The sequence below is a fragment of the Variovorax monticola genome (genome assembly GCF_051216855.1).
GTDB lineage: Bacteria > Pseudomonadota > Gammaproteobacteria > Burkholderiales > Burkholderiaceae_C > Variovorax.
This window is the reverse complement of sequence record NZ_JBPJZP010000004.1, coordinates 210,263-232,102: the sequence shown is the minus strand read 5'-3', so window position 1 is coordinate 232,102 and position 21,840 is coordinate 210,263. Positions and strand designations below refer to the sequence as shown.

Annotated in this window: 22 protein-coding genes; 6 read left to right on the top strand and 16 right to left on the bottom strand. The window is 68.9% G+C overall.

Annotated features, from left to right (window positions below):
- Positions 1-79 precede the first annotated feature (79 nt).
- The 3 genes from ACSFA5_RS15730 to ACSFA5_RS15720 are packed head-to-tail and all read left to right on the top strand — an operon-like array spanning position 80 to position 2,278.
- Positions 80-268: a DUF2970 domain-containing protein gene (locus tag ACSFA5_RS15730; RefSeq protein WP_435441643.1), complete on the top strand. Its 189-nt coding sequence runs from the start codon at positions 80-82 to the stop codon at positions 266-268.
- Complete coding sequence (locus tag ACSFA5_RS15725; RefSeq protein ID WP_435444973.1) at positions 265-981, top strand: c-type cytochrome; 717 nt, start codon at positions 265-267, stop codon at positions 979-981. Before ACSFA5_RS15730 ends, ACSFA5_RS15725 begins: the two co-directional genes overlap by 4 nt.
- A 13-nt stretch (positions 982-994) precedes the next feature.
- The gene (locus tag ACSFA5_RS15720; protein ID WP_435444972.1) at positions 995-2,278 is read left to right on the top strand and encodes a c-type cytochrome; all 1,284 of its coding nucleotides are present in this window, start codon (positions 995-997) and stop codon (positions 2,276-2,278) included.
- A gap of 16 nt (positions 2,279-2,294) precedes the next feature.
- Here ACSFA5_RS15720 and ACSFA5_RS15715 read toward each other — a convergent pair whose 3' ends face one another.
- The 13 genes from ACSFA5_RS15715 to gspG form a co-directional block, all read right to left on the bottom strand.
- A complete protein-coding gene (locus tag ACSFA5_RS15715; RefSeq protein ID WP_435444971.1) occupies positions 2,295-3,686 on the bottom strand; it encodes an 8-oxoguanine deaminase in 1,392 nt (463 codons plus the stop codon).
- An 89-nt stretch (positions 3,687-3,775) separates the two neighbouring features.
- Positions 3,776-4,675, bottom strand: coding sequence for a 5'-nucleotidase (locus ACSFA5_RS15710; RefSeq protein ID WP_435444970.1), 900 nt, complete (start codon positions 4,673-4,675; stop codon positions 3,776-3,778).
- A gap of 37 nt (positions 4,676-4,712) precedes the next feature.
- Entirely contained in the window at positions 4,713-5,951 is a 1,239-nt protein-coding gene (gspF, locus tag ACSFA5_RS15705; protein ID WP_435444969.1) for a type II secretion system inner membrane protein GspF, read from the bottom strand.
- Between the two features lie 21 nt (positions 5,952-5,972).
- Complete coding sequence (locus tag ACSFA5_RS15700; protein ID WP_435444968.1) at positions 5,973-7,370, bottom strand: GspE/PulE family protein; 1,398 nt, start codon at positions 7,368-7,370, stop codon at positions 5,973-5,975.
- Between the two features lie 29 nt (positions 7,371-7,399).
- Positions 7,400-9,700, bottom strand: coding sequence for a type II secretion system secretin GspD (gspD, locus tag ACSFA5_RS15695; protein ID WP_435444967.1), 2,301 nt, complete (start codon positions 9,698-9,700; stop codon positions 7,400-7,402).
- 5 nt (positions 9,701-9,705) lie between these two features.
- On the bottom strand, positions 9,706-10,512 hold the full coding sequence (gene gspN, locus ACSFA5_RS15690; RefSeq protein WP_435444966.1) for a type II secretion system protein N: 807 nt from the start codon (positions 10,510-10,512) through the stop codon (positions 9,706-9,708).
- Positions 10,513-10,522: 10 nt separating this feature from the next.
- Positions 10,523-11,068 carry a type II secretion system protein GspM gene (gene gspM / locus ACSFA5_RS15685; RefSeq protein ID WP_435444965.1) on the bottom strand — a complete coding sequence of 182 codons (546 nt, stop codon included), beginning with the start codon at positions 11,066-11,068 and terminating at the stop codon, positions 10,523-10,525.
- On the bottom strand, positions 11,065-12,282 hold the full coding sequence (gspL, locus tag ACSFA5_RS15680; RefSeq protein WP_435444964.1) for a type II secretion system protein GspL: 1,218 nt from the start codon (positions 12,280-12,282) through the stop codon (positions 11,065-11,067). Before gspL ends, gspM begins: the two co-directional genes overlap by 4 nt.
- A 127-nt stretch (positions 12,283-12,409) precedes the next feature.
- Positions 12,410-13,378, bottom strand: coding sequence for a type II secretion system minor pseudopilin GspK (gene gspK / locus ACSFA5_RS15675; RefSeq protein WP_435444963.1), 969 nt, complete (start codon positions 13,376-13,378; stop codon positions 12,410-12,412).
- Positions 13,375-14,076: a PulJ/GspJ family protein gene (locus ACSFA5_RS15670; protein WP_435444962.1), complete on the bottom strand. Its 702-nt coding sequence runs from the start codon at positions 14,074-14,076 to the stop codon at positions 13,375-13,377. Before ACSFA5_RS15670 ends, gspK begins: the two co-directional genes overlap by 4 nt.
- Positions 14,076-14,468 (bottom strand): type II secretion system minor pseudopilin GspI, encoded by a 393-nt coding sequence (gene gspI / locus ACSFA5_RS15665; protein WP_435444961.1) that lies wholly within the window; start codon positions 14,466-14,468, stop codon positions 14,076-14,078. Before gspI ends, ACSFA5_RS15670 begins: the two co-directional genes overlap by 1 nt.
- Positions 14,465-14,983 carry a prepilin-type N-terminal cleavage/methylation domain-containing protein gene (locus ACSFA5_RS15660; RefSeq protein ID WP_435444960.1) on the bottom strand — a complete coding sequence of 173 codons (519 nt, stop codon included), beginning with the start codon at positions 14,981-14,983 and terminating at the stop codon, positions 14,465-14,467. The genes gspI and ACSFA5_RS15660 overlap by 4 nt, the downstream gene beginning before the upstream one ends.
- On the bottom strand, positions 14,958-15,398 hold the full coding sequence (gspG, locus tag ACSFA5_RS15655) for a type II secretion system major pseudopilin GspG (protein ID WP_435444959.1): 441 nt from the start codon (positions 15,396-15,398) through the stop codon (positions 14,958-14,960). The genes ACSFA5_RS15660 and gspG overlap by 26 nt, the downstream gene beginning before the upstream one ends.
- A gap of 50 nt (positions 15,399-15,448) precedes the next feature.
- Between gspG and ACSFA5_RS15650 the strand changes: the two genes are divergently transcribed.
- Positions 15,449-16,036: a type II secretion system protein N gene (locus tag ACSFA5_RS15650; protein WP_435444958.1), complete on the top strand. Its 588-nt coding sequence runs from the start codon at positions 15,449-15,451 to the stop codon at positions 16,034-16,036.
- A gap of 75 nt (positions 16,037-16,111) precedes the next feature.
- Here the strand turns inward: ACSFA5_RS15650 and ilvA are convergent, their stop codons facing one another.
- Entirely contained in the window at positions 16,112-17,716 is a 1,605-nt protein-coding gene (gene ilvA, locus ACSFA5_RS15645) for a threonine ammonia-lyase, biosynthetic (RefSeq protein ID WP_435444957.1), read from the bottom strand.
- Positions 17,717-17,765: 49 nt separating this feature from the next.
- On the opposite strand from ilvA, the gene ACSFA5_RS15640 reads away from it, so the two are divergent.
- Complete coding sequence (locus tag ACSFA5_RS15640) at positions 17,766-18,896, top strand: hypothetical protein (RefSeq protein WP_435444956.1); 1,131 nt, start codon at positions 17,766-17,768, stop codon at positions 18,894-18,896.
- Between the two features lie 100 nt (positions 18,897-18,996).
- Here the strand turns inward: ACSFA5_RS15640 and ACSFA5_RS15635 are convergent, their stop codons facing one another.
- Positions 18,997-20,268 carry a porin gene (locus ACSFA5_RS15635; protein ID WP_435445353.1) on the bottom strand — a complete coding sequence of 424 codons (1,272 nt, stop codon included), beginning with the start codon at positions 20,266-20,268 and terminating at the stop codon, positions 18,997-18,999.
- 274 nt (positions 20,269-20,542) lie between these two features.
- Between ACSFA5_RS15635 and ACSFA5_RS15630 the strand changes: the two genes are divergently transcribed.
- Positions 20,543-20,992, top strand: a complete 450-nt coding sequence (locus ACSFA5_RS15630; protein WP_435444955.1) for an OsmC family protein — start codon at positions 20,543-20,545, stop codon at positions 20,990-20,992.
- Positions 20,993-21,010: 18 nt separating this feature from the next.
- Here ACSFA5_RS15630 and coq7 read toward each other — a convergent pair whose 3' ends face one another.
- Positions 21,011-21,640, bottom strand: a complete 630-nt coding sequence (coq7, locus tag ACSFA5_RS15625; protein ID WP_435445352.1) for a 2-polyprenyl-3-methyl-6-methoxy-1,4-benzoquinone monooxygenase — start codon at positions 21,638-21,640, stop codon at positions 21,011-21,013.
- Positions 21,641-21,840 lie beyond the last annotated feature (200 nt).

The following is a 21,840-nucleotide window of genomic DNA, read 5'->3' as shown; positions in this document are numbered from 1 at the left end:
GCAGCACTTTATCTGCGCCGGTCAATCGAGGGGAATCTGCATCTGTTTTTTATGCGCTGGCAGGTCCACACTCGGTGCCATGTCGAATCTCATGCGCGCGGTGCGCGCCGTTCTCTGGAGTTTCATCGGCCTGGGCGGGCGCCGCGCCGACGCCGACAAGCGAACCGCCCAGGTCGGCATCCTGCCGCTGATCGGCGTGGCGCTGGTGATGGTGCTGTTGCTGATCGCGGGGCTGCTGGCACTGGCGCACTACGCTGCCGGCACATGAAGAGCGCATTGCGCCTCTGGGCACTCGGGTTGCTGTTTGCCGTGCAAGGCGTGGCAGGCGCCGCTGCGCCCGCCACCGTGCCCGACACCATCGAGCAGCGCGTGGCCGCCTGCATCGCCTGCCACGGCCGCGAGGGCGCGACCACCAACGCCGGCTACTTTCCGCGCCTGGCGGGCAAGCCGGCGGGCTACCTGTTCAACCAGCTGGTGAGCTTTCGCGACGGGCGCCGCTTCAACACCGACATGGCGTACATGGTGCAGCACATGTCCGACGATTACCTGCGCGAGATCGCCGACTACTTCGCCGGGCTCGACCTGCCGTATCCGCCGGTCTCGCCCGTGAGCGACGCCACCCCCGAGGTGCTCGCGCGCGGCCGCATGCTCGCGCTGCAGGGCGACCCCGGGCGCCGGCTGCCGGCGTGCGTGCAATGCCACGGCGCGGCGCTCACCGGCGTGCAGCCCGCCACCCCGGGGCTGCTGGGCCTGCCGCGCCTGTACCTGGCGTCGCAGCTCGGCGCATGGCTCACCAACGAGCGGCACGCGCAGGCGCCCGACTGCATGGCCGAAGTCGGCCGCCGCATGTGGACCTCCGACGTGAACGCGGTGGCGAGCTGGCTGGCCACGCAGCCGGTGCCGGCCGATGCGAAGCCTGCCGCTTCGCTGCCCGCGCCGATGCCGATCGCCTGCGGCGGCACGACCGCGCCGAAGAAGTGACGAAGCCGCACCCATGAAACTGCGACACCTCGGCTGGACGCTGCTGACCCTTCTGGTGCTGATGGCCGTGGCCGCCGGCATCGTGGTGGCGCTGAACCTGCGCGGCGAAGACCCGTTGCCCGAGACGGCCGAAGCCTTCCAGGCCACGCCGCAACGCGTCGAGCGTGGCCGCTACCTCGCGCTGGCCGGCAACTGCGCGGGCTGCCACACCACGCGCGGCGGCCGGCCCTACGCGGGCGGCCTGCCCATCGACACGCCCTTCGGCACCATCTATTCGAGCAACCTCACGCCCGACGACGGCACCGGCATCGGCCGCTGGAGCAGCGCGCACTTCTGGCGCGCGATGCACAACGGACGCAGCAAGGACGGCCGCCTGCTGTACCCCGCGTTCCCGTACCCCAACTTCACGCAGGTGACGCGCGACGACGCCGACGCCATCTACGCGTACCTGCGCAGCGTGCCCGCCGCCACCGAGGCCAACAGGGCGCACCGCCTGCGCTTTCCCTACGACACGCAGCCCGCGCTGGCCGTGTGGCGCGCGCTGTCGTTCAAGCCCGAGCCCTTCGTGGCCGACGCGGGCAAGCCGGCCGAGTGGAACCGGGGCGCCTACCTGGTCAACGGGCTGGGCCATTGCATCGCCTGCCATGGCCCGCGCAATTCGCTGGGCGCGACGGACACCAGGCTCGGCCTGTCCGGCGGGCTGATCCCCGTGGAGAACTGGTACGCCCCGTCGCTCACCGACCCGCACCAGGCCGGCGTGGCCGACTGGCCCCCGGCCGACGTGGTGGCGCTGCTGAAGACGGGCGTCGCGCCGCGAGGCTCCGTCATGGGCCCGATGGCCGACGTGGTGTTCCGCAGCACGCAGTACCTGAGCGAGGCCGACCTGGGCGCGATGGCAAGCTACCTTAAGGACCTGCCCGATGTGCCCAAGGCCGACGCGCCCGCGGCCCCCAGGGCGGCCCTGCGCCGCGATGCCGGCACCATGGCGCGCGGCGCGAAGATCTACGACCAGCGCTGCGCCTACTGCCACGGCGACCAGGGGCAGGGCGCCGTCGGCGCCTATCCGCCGCTGGCGGGCAACCGCGCCGTGAGCATGGCGCAGCCCACGAACCTGGTCCAGGTGGTCTCGCACGGCGGCTTCCTGCCCACGACGGCCGGCAACCCGCGCCCCTACGGCATGCCGCCGTTCGGCCAGGTGCTGGACGCGGCGGACGTGGCGGCCGTCCTCACCTACGTGCGCGGCTCGTGGGGCAACGACAGCGCGCCGGTCACGCAGCTGGACACGATGCGGCGCTGAGTGCGGGCCGCCAGGGTCAGGCCGTGTGCGGATGCCGAGCGCGCTCGTAAAGCGTGCGCGCCAGGCTCCGGTGCCTTGCCAGCAGCGGCGCCAGTTCCAGCCCGGTGAACTGCCCGTCGCGAATGCGCACCTCGCCGTCGATCACGCTCAGCGACACCTGCCCCGGCGTGCAGAACACCAGCGCGGCCACCGGGTCGTGCCACGCGCCTGCATGCGCGACGCCGCGCAGGTCAAAGGCCACCAGGTCCGCCGACATGCCCGGCGCCAGCGCGCCGATGTCGTCGCGGCCCAGCACCTGCGCGCCGCCCAGCGTGGCGATTTCCAGCGCCTCGCGCGCCGTCATCGCGGCGGGCCCTTGGCCCACGCGCTGCAGCAGCATCGCCTGTCGCGCCTCGCCCAGCATGTGCGCGCCGTCGTTCGAGGCGCTGCCGTCCACGCCCAGCCCGACCGGCACGCCCGCGCGGCGCATGGCGCCGATGGGCGCGATGCCCGAGGCCAGCCGCATGTTGGAACACGGGCAGTGCGCCACGCCGGTGCCGGTGCGCCCGAAGAGGGCGATGCCGGCCTCGTCCAGTTTCACGCAGTGCGCGTGCCACACGTCGCGGCCCACCCAGCCCAGGTCTTCGGCGTATTCGGCCGGCGTCATGCCGAACTTCTCGCGCGAATAGGCCACGTCGTTGTCGTTCTCCGCCAGGTGCGTGTGCAGTGACACGCCGCGCTCGCGCGCCAGTTCGGCCGACAGGCGCATCAGGTCGCGCGACACCGAAAACGGCGAGCACGGCGCCAGCACGATGCGGCGCATGGAATGGCGCGACGCGTCGTGCCAGCGGTCGATGAGCCGCTCGCTGTCGCGCAGGATGGCCTCTTCGGTTTCCACCACTTCGTCGGGCGGCAGGCCGCCGGCGCTGCGGCCCACGCTCATGCTGCCGCGCGCGGCATGAAAGCGCATGCCCATCGCATCGGCCGCCTCGATCGAGTCGTCGAGCTTCGATCCGTTGGGAAACAGGTACAGGTGATCGCTGCTGGTGGTGCAGCCCGAGAGCATCAGCTCGGCCATGGCGGTCTGCGTCGACACGCGGATCATCTCGGGCGTGAGGCGCGCCCACAGCAGGTACAGGTGGGTGAGCCAGCCGAAGAGCTCGGCGTCCTGTGCCTCGGGCACGGCGCGCGTGAGGCTCTGGTACATGTGGTGGTGCGTATTGACCAGGCCCGGCATCAGCACATGGCCGTGCATGTCGATGGCCTCGGCATGGCCGCTGCGCAGGGCGTCGAGGTACGCGGGCGGCAACTCGGCCGTCGGCCCCACCCAGGCCACGGCGGGCCCGTCGCACACCACGGCGCCGTCGGCAATCTCGCGCCGCGCGGCGTCCATGGTGACCAGAACATCGGCATGTCGAAGGATCAGCATGCCGGCATTCTTGCCGGTGCCCGCGGGCCGGGCAAGCCCGCTGCCCGGTCGTGGCGCCTTCGCGGCGCCTGTGCGGCGCCCTCCGGCGCTCAGGGCTCGTTGCTGATGCCGCTGCTCACGTGCCCCGCGGGCACATGCCGCGAGGCCGCGTCGACGTGGCCCGTCTGGTCGTCGAAGAAGAAGTCGGGCTCGAACTCGCGCAAGAACTCGCCCTTGGGCAGGCCGCCGAGGAACATGGCCTCGTCGACGCGGATGTTCCACTTCATCAGCGTGCGAATGGCCCGCTCGTGCGCCGGTGCGCTGCGCGCTGTGACCAGCGCGGTGCGAATGCGCATGTGCGCGTTGCCTGCCATCTGCAGGCGGTGCAGCGCCATCAGCAGCGGCTTGAACGGCCCTTCGGGCAGGGGCAGGTCGGCCTTGCTGAGTTCGTGCGCCTGAAAGGCGTCGAGGCCCTGCGACTGGAACACGCGCTCGGCCTCGTCGCTGAAGAGCACGGCGTCGCCGTCGAAGGCGATGCGCACTTCGCTGGGCCAGGCGTCGCTGGCCTTCACCGATTCGACCAGCACGCGCGCGGCAGGAAAGCCCGCGCCCAGCGCCTCGCGCACGTCCTGCGCATTGGCCGAGAGGAACAGGTGCGCGCGCAAGGGGCGCAGGTAGCCGAAGGGTGGGCGGCCCTGCGTGAACACGCCGCGCTGCAGCTTGATGTCGGCCGCCACGCTCGAGCGGAAGATGCGCATGCCCGACACCGGGTCGTTGCGCGACAGGATCACCACCTCCACGCGCTGCACGCCGTCGTCGTTGAAGCGCAGCAGCTTGCGGATCAGCGAGTACGCAATGCCCGGTGCGGCCGGCACGTCGATGCGGTCGAGCTGCAGCTTCATGTAGCCCTCGTTGTCGCCGGCGTCGAAGATCCGGTTTTCCTCTTCGAGGTTGAACAGGGCGCGCGAGGAAATCGCGACCACGAGCTTGTCTTCGAGCGTTACGGCCATGTCGCGTGTGCCAGGGTGCGTGAGGCGATGCGGCGCGTCACTTGATGAACTGGTTGAGCTGGATGATCGGCAGCATCACCGCCAGCACGATCAGCATCACCACGCCGCCCATCGCCACGATCAGCAGCGGCTCCAGGATGGTGGCCAGGTGCATGGCGCGGCGCTGCACTTCGGCGCCGAGCTGGTTGGCCGCGCGCTGCAGCATCAGCGGCAGCGTGCCCGTTTGCTCGCCCAGGCGCGCGAACATCGACACCAGCCCCGGAAAGCGTTTTTTCTGCGCCAGCGCCGAGGCCAGCGGCGCGCCTTCGCGCACCAGCACCAGCGCGTCGAGCGCGTCGGCGCGCATGGCGCGGTTGCTCAGCGTTTCGGCCGCCGCCTGCAGCGCGCGCAATATGGGCACGCCGGCCGTGGCCAGCATGGCCAGCGTGCTGGCGAAGCGCGCCGCGTTGTAGCCGCGCGCGAGCTTGCCGACCAGCGGCAGCTTGAGCCAAGCGGCGTCGAACTTCAGGCGAAAGGCTTCCTGCGCCAGCGCCACGCGCACGCCGGCGACCGCGAGCGCCAGGGCGCCCAGCATCCACCAGCCGTAGTTGCGCACGCCCGCGCTCAGCGACAGCATCACGGTGGTGAGAAAGGGCAGCGAGCGCTTGGTGCCCGCGAACACCTGCGCCACCTGCGGCACCACGTAGCTCACGAGGAAGATCACGATCACGATCGCCACCAGCGTGACGATGGCCGGGTACAGCGCCGCGCCGATCAGCTTCTGCTGCAGCGCCTGGCGCTCTTCCAGGTCGTCGGCCAGGCGGTCGAGCACCAGGCCCAGGTTGCCGGTCTGCTCGCCGGCGCCGATCACGGCCGTGTAGATGGGCGAGAACTCGCGCGAGTGCGCCGACAGCGCACGCGCGAACGGCGAGCCCGCGTTGACTTCGGCGCGCAGCGAGGCGACGAGGTTGCGCTGCGGCTCGGACTCGGCCTCGTCGGTGAGCGCGGTGAGCGCGCGTTCCAGCGGCAGGCCCGACGACACCAGGCCCGCGAGCTGGCGCGTCCACACGGCCAGGCCGGTGGAGTTGAAGACCCGCTTGCCGCCGCCCAGCCAGCGGCTCAGGCCGCTGCGCTGGCCGGTGCCGTTGATGTGGTCGCTGCCGACCGGCTTGACCGACAGCGGAATGAGCGCCTGCGCCCGCAGCAGGCTGCGCGCGCTGCGTGCGGTGTCGGCCTCGAGCACGCCTTCGCGCGATTGGCCGGTGGCATCGAGGGCTTCGAAGGAATAGGCGGGCATGGCGGTCTTGCGCGGTGCGCGCTAGTCGCGCGTGACGCGCAGCAGCTCCGCGCGCGATGTGACGCCGGCCTGCACCAGCCGCTCGCCGTCTTCGCGCATCAGGCGCAGGCCGCCTCGCGCGCCGGCCTGCAGCAGCTCGCTCTCGGCCGCCTTGCTGTGAATGAGGCCTTGCACGGTCTCGTCGGCCACCAGCAGCTCGAAGATGCCGGTGCGGCCCTGGTAGCCGGTCTGCCCGCACACCTCGCAGCCCGCGCCGGTGCACACCGTGCACACCTTGCGCACCAGCCGCTGCGCGAGCACGCCCAGCAGCGACGAGCTCAGCAGGAAGGGCTCCACGCCCATGTCGGTCAGGCGCGTGACGGCGCTGACGGAGTCGTTGGTGTGCAGCGTGGCCAGCACCAGGTGCCCGGTGAGCGAGGCCTGGATGGCGATCTGCGCGGTCTCGAAGTCGCGGATCTCGCCGATCATGATCACGTCCGGGTCCTGCCGCAGGATGGCGCGCAGGGCCTTGGCGAAGGTGAGTTCGATCTTGGCGTTGATCTGTGTCTGGCCCACGCCGGGCAGTTCGTACTCGATGGGGTCTTCCACCGTCATGATGTTGCTGCGGCTGGCATCGAGCCGGGCCAGCGCGGCGTACAGCGTGGTGGTCTTGCCCGAGCCCGTGGGGCCGGTCACCAGAATGATGCCGTGCGGTTGCGAGATGAGTTTTTCGAAGCGATGCAGCGTGTCGCCCTGCATGCCCACCGACTCGAGCGTGAGCTTCGACTCGCTCTTGTCCAGCAGGCGCAGCACCGCGCGTTCGCCGTGCGCGCTGGGCAGCGTGGACACCCGCACGTCGACCGCGCGCGTGCCGATGCGCAAGGAAATGCGTCCGTCCTGCGGCAGGCGCTTTTCGGAGATGTCGAGGTCGGCCATGATCTTCAGCCGCGAAATGAGCGCGGCGTGCAGCGCCCGGTTGGGCTGCACCACTTCGCGCAGCGTGCCGTCGATGCGAAAGCGCACGGACGAGGTGCGCTCGTAGGGCTCGATGTGGATGTCGCTGGCGCCGTCGCGCGCGGCCTGCGTGAGCAGCGCGTTCAGCATGCGGATGATGGGCGCATCGCCCGCGCTGGCCAGCAGGTCTTCGACGGCCGGCAGCTCCTGCATCATGCGCGACAGGTCGGCGTCGTTCTGCACTTCGCTCACCACCGCGGCGGCGCTCGATTCGCCCTGCGAATACGCCGCGCTGATGCGCTGCGCCAATGGGGCGTCGGCCAGCACCTCGAAGGCCTGCACGCCGTACTTGCGCGCCACCTCGCCCACGGCGCTGCGCGCGGGGTGCGAGGACATCCACAGCGTGCGGCGGCCGTCGTCGGCTTCCTCGAGCAGCAGTTGCTGGCTGCGTGCGAACGCGTAGGGCAGGGGGTAGCGGCTGGACATCAGGGCAGTATCAAGGCGATTGGCTCGCGTCAGGGCATTTCGCGCGCGCTCACGGGGTCGGCCGTGGGCGGCAGGGCGCCGCGCAGCGGGCTCGGGGCCAGCTTGCGGTTGTCGGCGGGCAGCGTGGGCTGCGGAATCAGCTGGGTGCCTTCGTCGCGCAGGCCACCGGTGCGATTGCTCGCGGCACCCAGCGGCGGTGCCGCCGGCAGGATGGGGGCGGCGCTCACGTTGCGCAGCATCACGTTGTCTGTGTTGGGCTGCGCCGCCTGCTGCAAGCCGCGGATCTGGTCGTAGCGGTCGTAGGCGAAGGCCTCGGTCGCGTTCGCGTCGCGCATGACCACGGGGCGCAGGAACATCATCAGGTTGTTCTTCTCGCGCTTGCGGGTCTCGTTCTTGAACAGGTTGCCCAGGATGGGGATGTCGCCGGCCAGCGGTACCTTCTCGATGGCGTTGCCGTAGGTGTCCGACAGCAGCCCGCCCAGCATGACCAGGCCGCCGTCTTCCACCAGCACGCTGGACTCGAGCGAGCGCTTGTTGGTGGTGGGGCCGTTCGGGTCGGTGGTGGTGCCGGCCGCGACGTTGGAGATCTCCTGGAAGATCTGCATCTTCACCGTGCCGTTCTCGTTGATGGTCGGGCGCACGCGCAGCGTGAGGCCCACGTCCTTGCGCTCCACGGTGGTGAAAGGGTTGATGCCCACAGAGCCCGAGGTGCTCGCGTAGGAGCCGGTGGGGAAGGGCACGTTCTGGCCGATGACGATCTTGGCCTCTTCGTTGTCCAGCGTCAGCAGGTTGGGCGTGGACAGCACGTTGGCGTCGTTGTCGCTGCTGAAGAAGTTGGCGATGGCACCCAGGATGTACTGGCCGCCGACCTTGCCCGCGATGCCCAGGTTCAGGCCGGTGGGCAGGTTGATGCCCGCCGCGTTGCGGGTGGCGATGGCCTGGGTCAGCGCCAGGATGTTGGCGCCCGACAGGCTGGAGTTGGTGCCGATGACCGCGTTGTTGCCCAGCGCGCTTTGCCACTGCACGCCGAAGTTGGCAGCTTTGGTGGCGTTCACCTCGACAATGAGCGCCTCGATCATCACCTGCGCGCGGCGCCCGTCGAGTCGGTCGATCACGGCGCGCATCTGGCGGTACTGCGGTTCGGGCGCGGTGATGATCAGCGAATTGGTGCTCGGGTCGGCCTGGATCTGGCCGCCGGTGGAAGGCTGGTTGGCGTTGTTGAGCGGCGCCGAGGCCTGTGGCGAGCTGCTGCCCTGGCCGCCGAAGGACGACTGCTGCGCCTGCTGTGAAAACGCGTTCTGCCCCTGCGGCTGCGCCGCGCCGCCGGCCGCGCCCGCGGCGCCGCCCTGGGTGGTGTTGACCTGGTTGGCCGCCATGGCGGCGCGCAGCGTGGCCGCCAGGCGCACCGCGTCGGCGTTCTTCAGGTAGACCACGTAGATGTTGCCGGCCGCGCCGTTGCTGCTTTCGGCGGCGGGCCGGTCGAGCTTGTCGACCAGCGAGCGCACCAGGCTCACGCGCGCCGGGTTGGCCGCGCGAAGAATCAGCGAGTTGCTGCGCGGGTCGGCCATCAGCGTGGTGCGGAACGACGCATCGGCCGCACCGGGCGCAGCCGCCGCGCCCGGTGCGCCCGAGCCGCCGCCGTCGATGAGGCGCTGCACCAGCGGCACCATGTCGGTGGCGATGGAGTGCTTGAGCTGGATGACCTCGATGTCGGACGCGTTCGGCACGTCGAGCGACGCGATGATGCGCGCCAGCCGGCGCATGTTGTCGGCGTAGTCGGTGATCACGAGCGAGTTGTTGCCCGGGTTCACGTTGATGGTGTTGTTGGGCGGAATCAGCGGGCGCAGCACCGGCAGCAGGCTGTTGGGCGACTCGTAGTTGAGCCGGAAGATCTGCGTGACGATCTGGTTGCTGCCGCCGGAGGAGACCGCGCCGATCGAGGTGTTGACGGTGCTGCTCTGCAGCTTGGCGTCGGCCTCGGGCACCACCTTGTACAGGCCGTCGGCCTCCACCACCGCGAAGCCCTGCAGCCGCAGCGCCGAGGCGAACTGGTTGAACGCGGCGCCCGGCTGGATGGCGCGGTCGGTGACCAGGTTCATGGTGCCCTTCACGCGCGGGTCGACCACCACGTCGCGCCCGGTGACCACGGCCATGGTGCGTGCCACGGCCTCGATGTCGGCGTTGGCGAAGTTCAGCGTGATCGGCTCGCCGCGGCGCGGCGCGTCGCCGGCCTGCGCAAACGCGGCCCCCGCGCCCTGCAGGAAGGTGGCGGCGATCAGCACGCGCACCGCAAGGGCGACGGTGCCGGTCGAAAACAGTGGCTTCATCATGAGGATCAACCCAGGGTGATGATCGAACGCGCGTTGTCGCGGCGCCCGATGATGTTCAACAAATTGGAAAGTGCGTCTTCGCGGCCGGGCGCCGCACTGGCTTCGCCGTTGAAGCGGAACGAGGTGCCGTTCCAGCTGCCGCTGCCGTTCAGCTCGAGGCTGCCCTCGCGCGTGCTCAGCAGCAGCGTGGGGCGGGTGCCGCCGTCGAGCGTGAGGCGGTAGCTGCCCATCGGCCGCAGGGTCGACAGGCTGGAAGAAACATCGGTGGCGTCGAGCGTGGCCTGGCCTGTGATGCGCAGCACGGGGCCGTCCCACTGCATCGCGAAGGCCTTGGTGGACAGGTCGAGCGCGCCTTCGAGCTTGAGCGTGTTCCACGGTGCGCCCAGGCCGGCGAGCATGCTGGCCGGCCAGCGCGAACGGCTGTCCTGCCAGGTGAGCAACAGGCCGCCGGCGCGCGGGCTGGCCTTGAGTTCGAGCGGCTGCGCGGCGCAGCAGGCCAGGTCGAGGCTGGCTGCAATGCCGCCCCAGCCGGGGCGCATGCGCCAGTGCAGCACACCGGGCAGCGACACGGCCTGCGCGCCGCCTGCGCCGCTGGCGAACACCACGGCGGCAGTACCGTTCCACACGGTGCCGCGCGGGTTGGCCAGCACGAGGCGGCCGTCGCTCCAGCTCGACAGCGCGGCCGACAGCCAGCGCGCCGGCGCGAACAGCAGCACCGCCGCCAGCACGCCGAGGCCGACGCCGAGCAAGGCCCAGCGCCAGCCGCGGCGCGGCCTGGGCTGGAAGACGGAGGGAGAGGGCCGGGTCACCATGCGGTGCTGCTCATCGCGCCGCGGGCAGTGCCATGACGACGGTGCCGTCCCAGCGGACCGGCGGCGGTCTGGCGGCGTCCTTGCCGCCTGGCAACGGTGCGGGCGTGGAAGCGGGTGCGCGGGTCAGGTGCACTTCGCGCGGCACCGCATGGGCATTGCCGCGAGCCTGTGCGAGCCATTGAGCGAGCGTGGGCGCGGGCGCTGCGCGCAGCGACACCGTGGCGGCACCGTCGCCGCCGGCCGTCATGAGTTGCGCGTTGTTGGTGCCGAGGCCGTCGCGCACCGAGGTCTCGAGGGCGCGCAGCGCGTCGTCGCGGTTCAGCCGCGGCTGCGATTGCAGCGCCTTCGCGCGGTTTTGCAAGGTGGCCATCTGCTGCAGTTGGGCGTCGAGCTGTGCGTGTTCGGCCGGGGCCGCGGCCAGCGTGCGCAACGCGGGTGCGAGCGCAATCCACCACAGCAAGGCCAGTGCCACCAGCGTGACGGCCCCGGCGACCAGGCGGCGCTCGCGCGCATCGAGGGCGGCCCAGCGGGCCTTGAGTTGTTCGCTGAAGTTCATCGGGTGGCCACGGCCTGTGCCTGCACCAGCAGCAGGTCGCCTTCGGTGCGCACACCGTAGCCGCGCGGCGCCATGGCGCCGGTGATCTGCGACACCTCGGACGGCTGCAGCCCCAGGCCGCGCAGGCGCAGTTGGCCGGCGCTGTAGTCGACGGCGCTGGGCACCTTGCCCGGCGGCAGGTTGGCGGCAAGCGCGCCGACCATGGGTTCGAAGTCGCTGTCGGCCACGTCGCCCACGGCTTGCTGCAGCGCCGAAACCTCGCGCTGCATCTGCAGCGGCGCGTCGATCACGATCTTCACCGAGGGGAATGTCTGGGTCAGCATGGTCTTGGCGGCCTGGCGCTTGGCGTCGAGCGCGTTGCGCTCCTTCCAGGCCCAGGCGTTCAGGCCGATGAGCTGGGTCAGCAGCAGCGCCACCACGCCCCAGCGCGCGGCACGCCATTCGGGGGCATAGCGCAGGGTCTGCAACACGGAGGCAAACTTCTTGCCGGCGCGCGCGCGGCCGGTCACGGCCAGGTCGAACTGCGCCAGCTCCCAGGGCGTGCGCGCGGCCTGCAGCCAGCGCTGCGGCGTCTGCACGATGGGCACGCGGCGCTCCAGCAGGTGCTCGGCGGCTTCGGCCACGGCGGGTTCGGTGGTGATGACGGCGGTGTCCAGCGGCAGCCCGCTCGACAGCGCCAGCCCCGCGCCCGCCAGCGGCAGCGAGACCACGCCGTCGGCGTCGCAGACGGTGAGCCGCGGCGCGTCGGGCTCGCCCGTGACCAGCAGCAGCGGCGGCGCATCGGCCGGCTGGGGCGCGAACTCCGGAACGATGCGCACCACGCGCCGGCCGGCCGCTTCGAGCGCCTGCACCGTGCTGCGCAGCCAGATGCGGTTGCAGGCCGCGACCCACACCGGCACACCGGCCTTGGCGTCGGGTTCGAGCGCGAAGTGCAGGCTCTCGGGCTCGTCGAGCAGGTGTTCTTCGAGCAGGCCGTCGAGCACCGCGCGCAGCCTGGAGGCGCTGCCCATGCTGCCCTTGGGCAGCGTGACGCGGTGCCACGAGAGGGCGGAGGAAGGAATGCCGAGCATGACTTCGCTGCCCGAGGGCAGGAGCGCCAGCAGCGCGCGGCCTTGGTTGCGCAACGCAATGCCGTCGTCGCCTGCCTGGGCCCAGTCGAACTCGCCCGCGGCGTCGGCCGGAGGGAGGGGGGCAAGGAGCAGCAGGGGGGTCATGTCGATGTAGGAAAAACCGGTGGATTGTAGGTGTCTGTCTGACAGCGGCGCGCTCTTCTTTCGATAGCGTACTGCGCAGGTCAGACGTGCGTTAGGGGACTTTTTGTTTACAAATAGTGCGACGAAATCAGGGTTTGACCGGAGTGTTCGTTGCGCCGGCGCCGCGGGTGCGCCAGATCGTCGTCACCGTGACACCGTTGCGCTGCAGGAGCGAGTGTTCCTCGACGTAGGTGCGGTCCAGCCGCAGCCGGCCGTAGACTTCGAAGTAATTGGTGCCCACGCCATGCTGCGCCGCGTTGAAGGGCGCGCTGCCGCTGGGCAGCGCTGCGTTGGCGGCGGCGATGTCCTTGAAGAAGGTGCGCGTGCGGCGCTCCACCAGCTGGCGCGCGCTGGCGATGTTGAGCGATTCCATGCTGGCGCTGATGGCCTCGGCGCTGGCGGTGTTCAGGTTGAGTGTGGTGCGCACCGGCAGGATCGTCACGTAGGGCTCGAGCGCCGCCGCGGTCGAGGGCGACAGGCCGAGCCACACCAGTTGCGAGACTTCCTGCGGCATCAGCGGGGCGCCGCCGGCATCGCCGTCGGCGCCCGTGGCGAGCGCGCTCACCAGGGCCGTGGTCATGCGCTCCAGCTCGGCCACCGGCAGGCCCAGCGTGTTGAACAGCCGGGTGAAGGTGGCGACGCTGGTGGGTATGGGCTGGCCGGCGTCGACCAGCGACAGCACGTTGAGCTTGGACTGCGCGTCGACGATGCGGCCCGAGAGAAACGCATCGGGCAGGCCTTCGACGCTGTCGCTGGCCACGTTCTTCTCGGCCGCCAGGAAGGTGGTGAGCCGCGCCTCCTCGAGCGGCACGGCCCAGGGTTCGGTGAGGTTGTCGGAGCCGCCGGCGCGGCCGTCCTCGCCCAGGATCAGGCGCGACCAGTCGAGCGCGCCGACCAGCACCCAGGCGGCCTGCACGCGGGCGCGCTCGGCGCCTTCGACCTCGGCGGCGCGCCATTGCTGCCAGAGCGCCGCGGCGGAGAAGGTGGCCACCAGCATCACCGTGAGCATCGCGGCGAGCAGGGCGGCGCCGGACTGGCGCTTGGCGATGTTCGTCATGAGCTTCGGGGCGCGCCGACGGTGGGGCGGACCCAGTCGCGCGTGAGGGTGCCCGAGAGCCCGTCGCCTGGCGGCAGCGTGATCACGAGGCGCAGCCCGTCCGGCATGGCCACGACCGGGCCCGTGGGCGCGCTGGGGGTGGCCGCGACGGTGGGCAGCTGGCTCGCGGGCACCCAGACGTTGTCGCGAAAGAAGTAGAGCTGCCAGCTGCTCGCGGGCACCAGCGTGACGTCGCTGTAGCCGCCTGAGGCGCCGGCGCCGGCGTCCTGCGACCAGGCGGCGGCCATGTTCCAGGCCTGCTGCCACTCGCCGCGCGTGCTGAAGGGCAGCGACTGCCAGCGCCGCCAGCGCATGCCGTCGGGGCCCTGCTTGAGTGTCCAGGCCACCACCAGCACGGAAGGCGCGCTGGCGTCGCTGCCGCGCCGCGTGAGCCGCAGCACGCGGCCGTCCCAGTCGATCGGGCGGGTCTGCGCCAGCGTGGTCACGGCGTCGAGGTCTGCGCCCCACTGCGCGAGCGTGGTCTGCAGCGTCAACACGGCGTCGGCGCGCTGCTGGTTTTGCGTGGTGGCGCGCGACATGCTCTCCAGCCCGCGCCAGCTCACGAGCGACAGCAGCGCCATCACCGAGATGGCGACGAGCAGCTCGATCAGCGTGAAGCCGCGCGGGGCGGCGGGTGTTGCAGGGGTGGCGCGCCGCATCAGTAGCGCCCCACCACGGTCGAGATGCGCAGGATGGGCGCATCGCCCTCGTCGCGCACCTGCACGTCGACGCGGCGGAAGTTCGGGTTCAGCGTGGGAAAGGTCGAGGTCGTCACGTTGAACGACACGCCCGCCTGCGGGCAGATCGAACCCGAGTCCCCCACGGCCGGCATCTGCCGCGAGAGCCGCGCCTTGGCGAGTTCGTTTTCCGCGCACAGCTCGGCCAGCACCAGGTCGGACTGGCGCTGTGCATTGCGTGTGAGCGACATCGTGGCCTGCGAGCCGGCGGCCAGCGCCAGGGCGACGATGCCCAGGGCGATCAGCACTTCGATCAGCGTGAAGCCGCGGCTGCGCGACACACGTGAAGCAGAAGCAGGGCCGCGCGCGCTCATTGCACGGCCGACACGGTGAAGGGGCGCAGCCCGTCGGTGGAAATGCGCAACGCGCGGGCCGGCGGGCCGGCCGAATAGAGCATGACCTGCTGCGGCGCAATGATCGGGTCGGGCCCCAGCTGCAGGCCCGGAACCGGCGCGCCGCTGGCGAGCGATGCCTGGGCGGTGATGCCTTCGGCGGCCCAGCCGCTGGGCAGCGCACCGGCCGGCAGGCCGTCGAACACGAAGCCGCCTTCCACCAGGCGCCAGCGCACCACCACGCCGCTGGCGCGCGACTGGGCACGGGCCGATTCGAGCAGGGCGGCCAGGCGGTCGCCCTCGCGGTCGAGCTTGGCGGCGTCGGTGTCGCGCATCGCGAAGCTCACGGCGGCGGTGGCGATCGCGATGATCGCAATCACCACGATCAGCTCCAGCAGGGTGAAGCCGGCAGCCGGACGGTTGGCGTGGGGAGGGCGTGGATGCGGGTTGCGGCGCGGCGCGCCCGGGCCGCTACTGCCAGCTGCCGATGTCGGCATTCTTGCCCTCGCCGCCGCTCTGGCCGTCGGCGCCGAACGAGAGCACGTCGATCTCGCCCTTGATGCCCGGGTTCATGTACTGGTACGGATGGCCCCAGGGGTCGTTGGGCATCTTCTCGACGTAGGGCTTCCAGTTGGGCGCGGCCGGGCCCGAGGTCGGGCGGGTGAGCAGCGCCTGCAGGCCCTGCTCGGCGGTGGGGTAGCGCTGGTTGTCCAGGCGGTAGAGCTTGAGCGCCTGCATCAGGTTGTTGATGTCGGTGCGCGCGGCCGTCACGCGGGCGTCGTCGGCGCGTTCGATCACGTTCGGCACGATCAGCGCCGCGAGCACGCCGATGATGACCAGCACGACCATCAGCTCGATCAGCGTGAAGGCGCGTTGGGCGGTGCGGGTGGCGGTACGAAGGATTTTTTTCATGGGTTCGGCGGACATGATTCGGAAAGCGCGCTGCATGATAATCCGCGCCCATGACAAGTCCTTACTCCGCTGCCCGCTGGCATGCCCCACTTGCAACCACGGGGCTTTGGGCGCTGGCAGCCGGCGCCGCCGTGTTCTGGGCCCTGCGCCTGGCCTCGCCGGCGGACATCGTCGCGGCGGCGGCGACCATGCCCCGGCCTTCGGTGTCGGCCGACTCGGATGCGGTGGCGCGGCTGCTGGGCGTGCTGCCCTCGTCGAGCACGGCACCGGTGGCGCCCGAGGCGGCCAGCCGCTTCGCACTGTCGGGCGTCGTGGCCGACCCGTCCAGGCAGGGCGCCGCGCTGATCGCCATCGACGGCAAGCCGCCGCGGCCGTTCCGCGTGGGGTCGAGGGTCGGCGACAACTACGTGCTGCAGTCGGTGGGGCTGCGCTCGGCCACGCTGGGCGCGCAGGCCGACGGACCCGCGGCGTTCACGCTGCAACTGCCGGTGCGCGCACCGATCAGCGTGTCGAGCGTGCCGGGTGCATTGCCGACGACGCCCATGACAGCGCCACCGCCAGCCGGAGTGCCGCCGGCGATGATGCCGGCCGTGGTGGCGCCGCCTCCGCAGCAGGCTCCCCAAGGACAGGCGCAGTAGCGACCAACAAGGCGCAACAGGGCGCAGCGAAACGATTCAGCGACAGAAGCCGGCCTTGCGCCGGCTTCTGTTTTTTCAGGCCTGCAGGAACATGCGGTACGCCGGGTTGGCCGTTTCCTCGACGCAGGGATAGCCCAGCGTTTCGAGGAAGGCATCGAACGCGGCGGATTCACCGGCCGGCACCTGCAGCCCGACCAGGATGCGGCCGTAGTCGGCGCCCTGGTTGCGGTAGTGGAACAGGCTGATGTTCCAGTTGGGCTTCATCAGGCTCAGGAACTTGAGCAGCGCGCCCGGGCGTTCGGGGAACACGAAGCGCAGCAGTCGTTCGTCGTGGGCGAGCCCGGTGCGCCCGCCCACGAGGTGGCGCAGATGCTCCTTGGCCAGTTCGTCGTGCGTGAGGTCGAGCGCCTCGAAGCCGTGCTCGTTGAAGCTGCGCGCGATCGTGGCCGACTCTCCGCGCTCCGAGGTCGTGAGGCCGACGAACACGTGTGCCTTGGCCGCGTCGCTGATGCGGTAGTTGAACTCCGTCACGTTGCGCGGCGCACCGCCGGCCTCGGCGTCGCGCGCGGGCAGTTCGCTCACCAGCTCGCAGAAACGGCGGAAACTGCCGCGCTCTTCGGGGATCGTGACTGCGAACAATGCTTCGCGCTCTTCGCCGACCTCGGCGCGTTCGGCGACGAAGCGCAGCCGGTCGAAGTTCATGTTGGCGCCGCACAGGATCGCCGCGTAGGTCTCGCCCTGTCGGCCGTGCCCTGCCACGTACTGCTTGATGGCCGCCACCGCCAGCGCACCCGCCGGCTCGACGATGCCGCGCGTGTCCACAAAGATGTCCTTGATGGCGGCGCACACGGCGTCGGTGTCGACGGCGATGTAGTCGTCCACCAGGTCGCTGGCGATGCGGAAGGTTTCTTCGCCGACCAGCTTGACCGCGGTGCCGTCCGAGAACAGCCCGACGTCGGGCAGGCTCACCCGCCGGTGCGCTGCGACCGACTGCATCATCGCGTCGGAGTCGTTCATCTGCACGCCGATGACCTTGATCTCGGGACGCACGGCCTTGATGTAGTTGGCCACGCCGGAGATCAGCCCGCCGCCGCCGATCGCCACGAACACGGCATCGAGCGGGCCCTGGTGCTGGCGCAGGATTTCCATAGCGATGGTGCCCTGGCCTGCAATGACGTCGGGGTCGTCGAAGGGATGGACGAAGGTCAGGTCTTGCTGCGCCTGCAATTCGAGCGCGTGCAGATAGGCGTCCGAATAGCTTTCGCCGTGCAGCACGATTTCGCCGCCGAATCCGCGCACCGCGTCGATCTTCAAGCGGGGCGTGGTCACCGGCATCACGATGACGGCGCGGGTGCCGAGCTTGCGCGCGCCCAATGCAACGCCTTGTGCGTGATTGCCGGCCGATGCGCAAATCACGCCGCTCGCCAATTGCGTCGCGCTCAGGTGCGCCATCTTGTTATAGGCACCGCGCAGCTTGAAGCTGAATACCGGTTGTTGGTCCTCGCGTTTGAGCAAAACCGTGTTGCCTAGCCGCGCGCTGAGCGCGTTCGCCTTTTCCAACGCGGACTCGACGGCCACGTCGTACACGCGGGCGTTGAGAATTTTTCTGAGATAGTCGGCGGGCGTCAGCGCCGGAGTAACAGGTGCATTGCGCACAATTTTTTCCAAGGGAGTTTTCATTTGCTAACTGTCGATGATAAGAGGCATCGGGATTGCATGCGGGTATGACATGGACACAAATGTCATAAACCTATTTCAAAGTACCCCCGCGGCCAATGATTGCGGATTTTTTGGACGCACCTATTCCGCAGTTCACACGCCTGCCAATCAAATTACGATTGAGCAAAATTTGTTATCAATTTCTGTCAGTGACCTTTCCAAAGGGCTGATGCAGGCAGAGGCTGCGCGCGTTCAGCGAAAAGAAATTGGCCGGCCCACGTGGCAGGTCATGGGCAACAGATTGCGAGCGCACATCGTTCCGTTGCTGGGTGATGTGCAGGCACAGTCGTTCGTTACCGCCGACGCGCAGCGCCTCATCGACCACCTCGGCGCTCAGGGCTTCACCAGCACGACGATCGCGCAGTACCTGGTGCTGTTGCGCAAGGTGGTGATGCATGGCGTGCACACCGGCGTGCTGCGCGATGCGCCGGCATTTCCGAAAGTCAAAGTGCGCAGCCAACCGCGCGGCAGCTTCAGCGTGGCGGAGTACCGAACGATCATCGGCGCCGCGCGCGACTTGCGCGGGCACTCGCACCCGGTGCTCGATCAACTGTCGGCTGGCGAGCGCTTCTGGATCGCGAGGGAACTGCTCGTCATGCCGGAGGAGTTGCCGTGGCTGATTCGCTGGATGGTGAACACCTTCGTGCGGCCGAGCGACATCAAGCTCATGAAGCACAAGCACATCGATGTGGTGCGCGGCAAGCATGTCTACCTGCGCATGAACCTGCCGGAGACCAAGCGGCACAGCCAGCCCATCGTGAGCCTTCGTCCCGCCGTGCGTGTTTATGAATGCTTGCTCGCTCATCGCGGCGAGCATGGATTTGGCGGCGCGGAAGACTACATCTTCATGCCGCACCTGAAGAACCGTGAACACGCGTTGGCGGTGCTCAACTTCTTTTTCCACTGGGTGCTCGAGAAGACGGGGCTCGCGAAGGGGCCGTTGGGTCAGGCCAGGACGCTGTACTGCCTGCGTCACACGGCGATCACATTGCGGCTCTTGTACGGACAGGGCATCGACATGCTGACCTTGGCGCGCAACGCACGCACGAGCGTCAACATGGTCGAGCGTTTCTACGCATCGGTGTTGAACGGAGAAATGAATGTGGGGCTGCTGCAGAGCAGGCGGGGCCGGGTGACTTGAAAGAAAAGGGAAAGGACAAAAAGCCGCCCGGCTTTCACCGGGCGACTTGAGGCTTTGCCGAATCGAACTGGCGGGAGCCAGCATCGGGATCAAACGAAGATCAGAACGCGTGACGGATACCGAAGTCGTAGCCTGTCGAATTCTTCGGCGTGAAGACTCCAGCCGTGCTGTTGTAGAAGGCCGGGCCGCCCACAGTCAGTGCCGCGCCGTTCTTGTTGCTCACGCGAGCCACCGTGGCGTACAGGGCCGTGCGCTTCGACAGGTTGTGCACGTAGCCGAGTGCCAGCTTGTTGGCCTTCGGATCGCGGATCGGCAGGGCGAACGCGGTCTGAACGGTGTTCAGGTCGTACTTGACCGACGAGTAAGCAGCGCGGATCAGGCCAGCACCGACCGGCACGGTCACGCCGAGCAGATAGCCCTTCAGGTTCACGTCGGGACGACCTCCGCCGAGGGGGGTGACTTCGTAGTCACGCGAGTTCTTGGTGCGCGAAACTTCACCGAAGAGCTTCGCGGGACCGAAGTCGTACGAAGCACCGAGGTTGAAGGTCTTCACTGCGTCGGTGGTGCCGACGTAGTACTGGTCACCCACGGTGCTGTTGCCATAAGCAACTGCGACGTCCAGAGGACCGTTGGCGTAGCCGAAGCGACCGCCGACATAGCGACCCGTGCGGCTCTTGGCGGCGCTGGCTTGCTCGATGGCGCCGGTCTTCGGGTTCAGCACGAAGCCGGTACCCGCGGTGGGCGTGAAGTCGCCGTTCTTGTACTTGTCGTTCTCGTGGAACGCGTACATCAGCTGGCCGTAGAAGCCGCCCAGGTTCGGCGGCAGGAAGTAGCCGATCGAGTTGCTGGCGCGAACGTAGTTCGCATTGCCGGCGAAGCCGCCCGAGCCGCCAGCGGTGTTGAACCCGCTGGCCGTCGAGATCAGGTTGGTGCCCACGCCGTTGGTGCCGAACGGATCGAACACGGTGTCGTTCCAGAAGGTCGGGGTGTAGTCACGGCCGAGGCGGACTTCACCGAAACCACCGGACAGGCTCACGGTCGAACGACGTGCGAACGTCGAGACACCGGTTGCGCCGTCGTCATTGGTGATCGGGGCTTCGAGCCAGAAGCTGGCTGCCAGACCGCCACCCAGGTCTTCCGTGCCACGGAAGCCCAGACGGCTGGAGTTGTAGCCCGAGTTCGCCAGAGCGGTACGGCTGACCTTGACGCTGCCCTGGTTCGTGTAGGTGGGAATGCGGAAGTCGTTGCGCAGGACGGTGGGCTTCAGGTCCCGCGAACTGGACGAATAACTGCTGATCGACGCGTCGACCACACCGAACAGAGTGACGGACGACTGAGCCGAGGCAACACCGGCAACAGCCAGGGCAGCCAGAGCAACTGCCCTTTCAGACGCGCGCACTAGAGTGGCTCAGGACTCCTGGCCGGCGCGCGGCAAAGAAAAAAGCCCCGAGCTTTGCAGCTCGGGGCTAAATCCACCAATTGGTAGGGTGGAGGAGACAACTGGGTGCGCACAGCAAGGCGCGCAATGAAATAAAGTATATCGGCTGTTTGCTGCGATGCAACAAGCAAGTGACGCTTTTCCCACACATAAACGGATGTCGATGCGCATTTGTGCCTGACATCCCTCACTGGAACCCCGAACAACCATGGAATGCACAGTAAGTTGGACCGGTGACGCCGGCACCCGATCGGCCATGGGCTTCGTTGCCGAGACCGGCAGCGGCCATGTCCTGATGATGGACGGCGCACCTGACGCCACCAAGCCCGAGAACGGTGGCCAGAACCTTGCGGCACGGCCCATGGAGACGGTGCTCGCGGGCACCGGCGGCTGCACGGCCTATGACGTTGTCCTCATCTTGAAGCGCGGGCGCCATCGCGTCGAGCGCTGCAGCGTCAAGCTGACCAGCGAGCGCGCCGAAAAGGATCCCAAGGTGTTCACCAAGATCCACATGCATTTCACGGTGGCGGGCAAAGGCATCCCGGCCTCGGCCGTGGAGCGCGCAGTTGCGCTCAGCCACGAAACCTACTGCTCCGCGAGCATCATGCTGGCGAAGACGGCCGAAATCACCACCAGTTTCGATCTGATCGAAACCTGAGGGCCGGACCGTACCGGCTCAGATGCGGTGTGCCAACGTTGTCATGACGCGGGATGCCACGCGCATCAGGGCCTTGGCGGGGGCCGGCAGTTCCTCAGCTCCGGCGTCGATGGCTTGCGCTGCATGGCGCGCCTCGTCGAGCTTCATCTGCTCGACGACGGCCCTGGAGGCGCTGTCGGCGGGCGGAAGGCGGTCCAGGTGGCTGTCGAGATGGGCTTCCACTTGCCGTTCTGTTTCCGCGACGAATCCCAAGCTCAACGGATCTCCCAGGCGCCCGGCAACGAGGCCGAGGCCGAAAGCGCCGGCGTACCAGAGCGGATTCAGCATCGAAGGCCTGGCGCCGAGTTCATCCAGGCGCTGGCGTGTCCAGGCCAGATGATCGGTTTCCTCATGCGCTGCCTCGATGAATTGGGCGCGCAAGGAAGGGTCACGTGTCACGGCGGCCTGCGCGGTGTAGAGCGCTTGTGCGCAGACCTCGCCGACATGGTTCACACGCATCAGGGCGCCGGCCTCACGGCGTTCATGCGGGCTCAGCTCACCCGGCGCCTGGGAAGGGGCGGGCATCGCCCGGGTGGCGTGGGGACGGGCAAAAAGCGTGCGAAGTGCCGCGTCCGCCGCAGTCAAAACAGGATCTAACAGGGGCGTCATGGATCCATTTGAACCCACATGCGAAATGACCCGCTTGATCGCCGTCATATTTCACATGGTGGTAAAAAGAGTGGCCTGAGTCTGTTGTTGCAGGCATGCAACGAAACGCGCGTACCAGCCAACTTTTCGGGCGAATTGCTTTGCCCTGTCGCGGCGGCTCTGGTGCAATAGCTACAACTTCCCAAAAGGAGGTTGGCCCG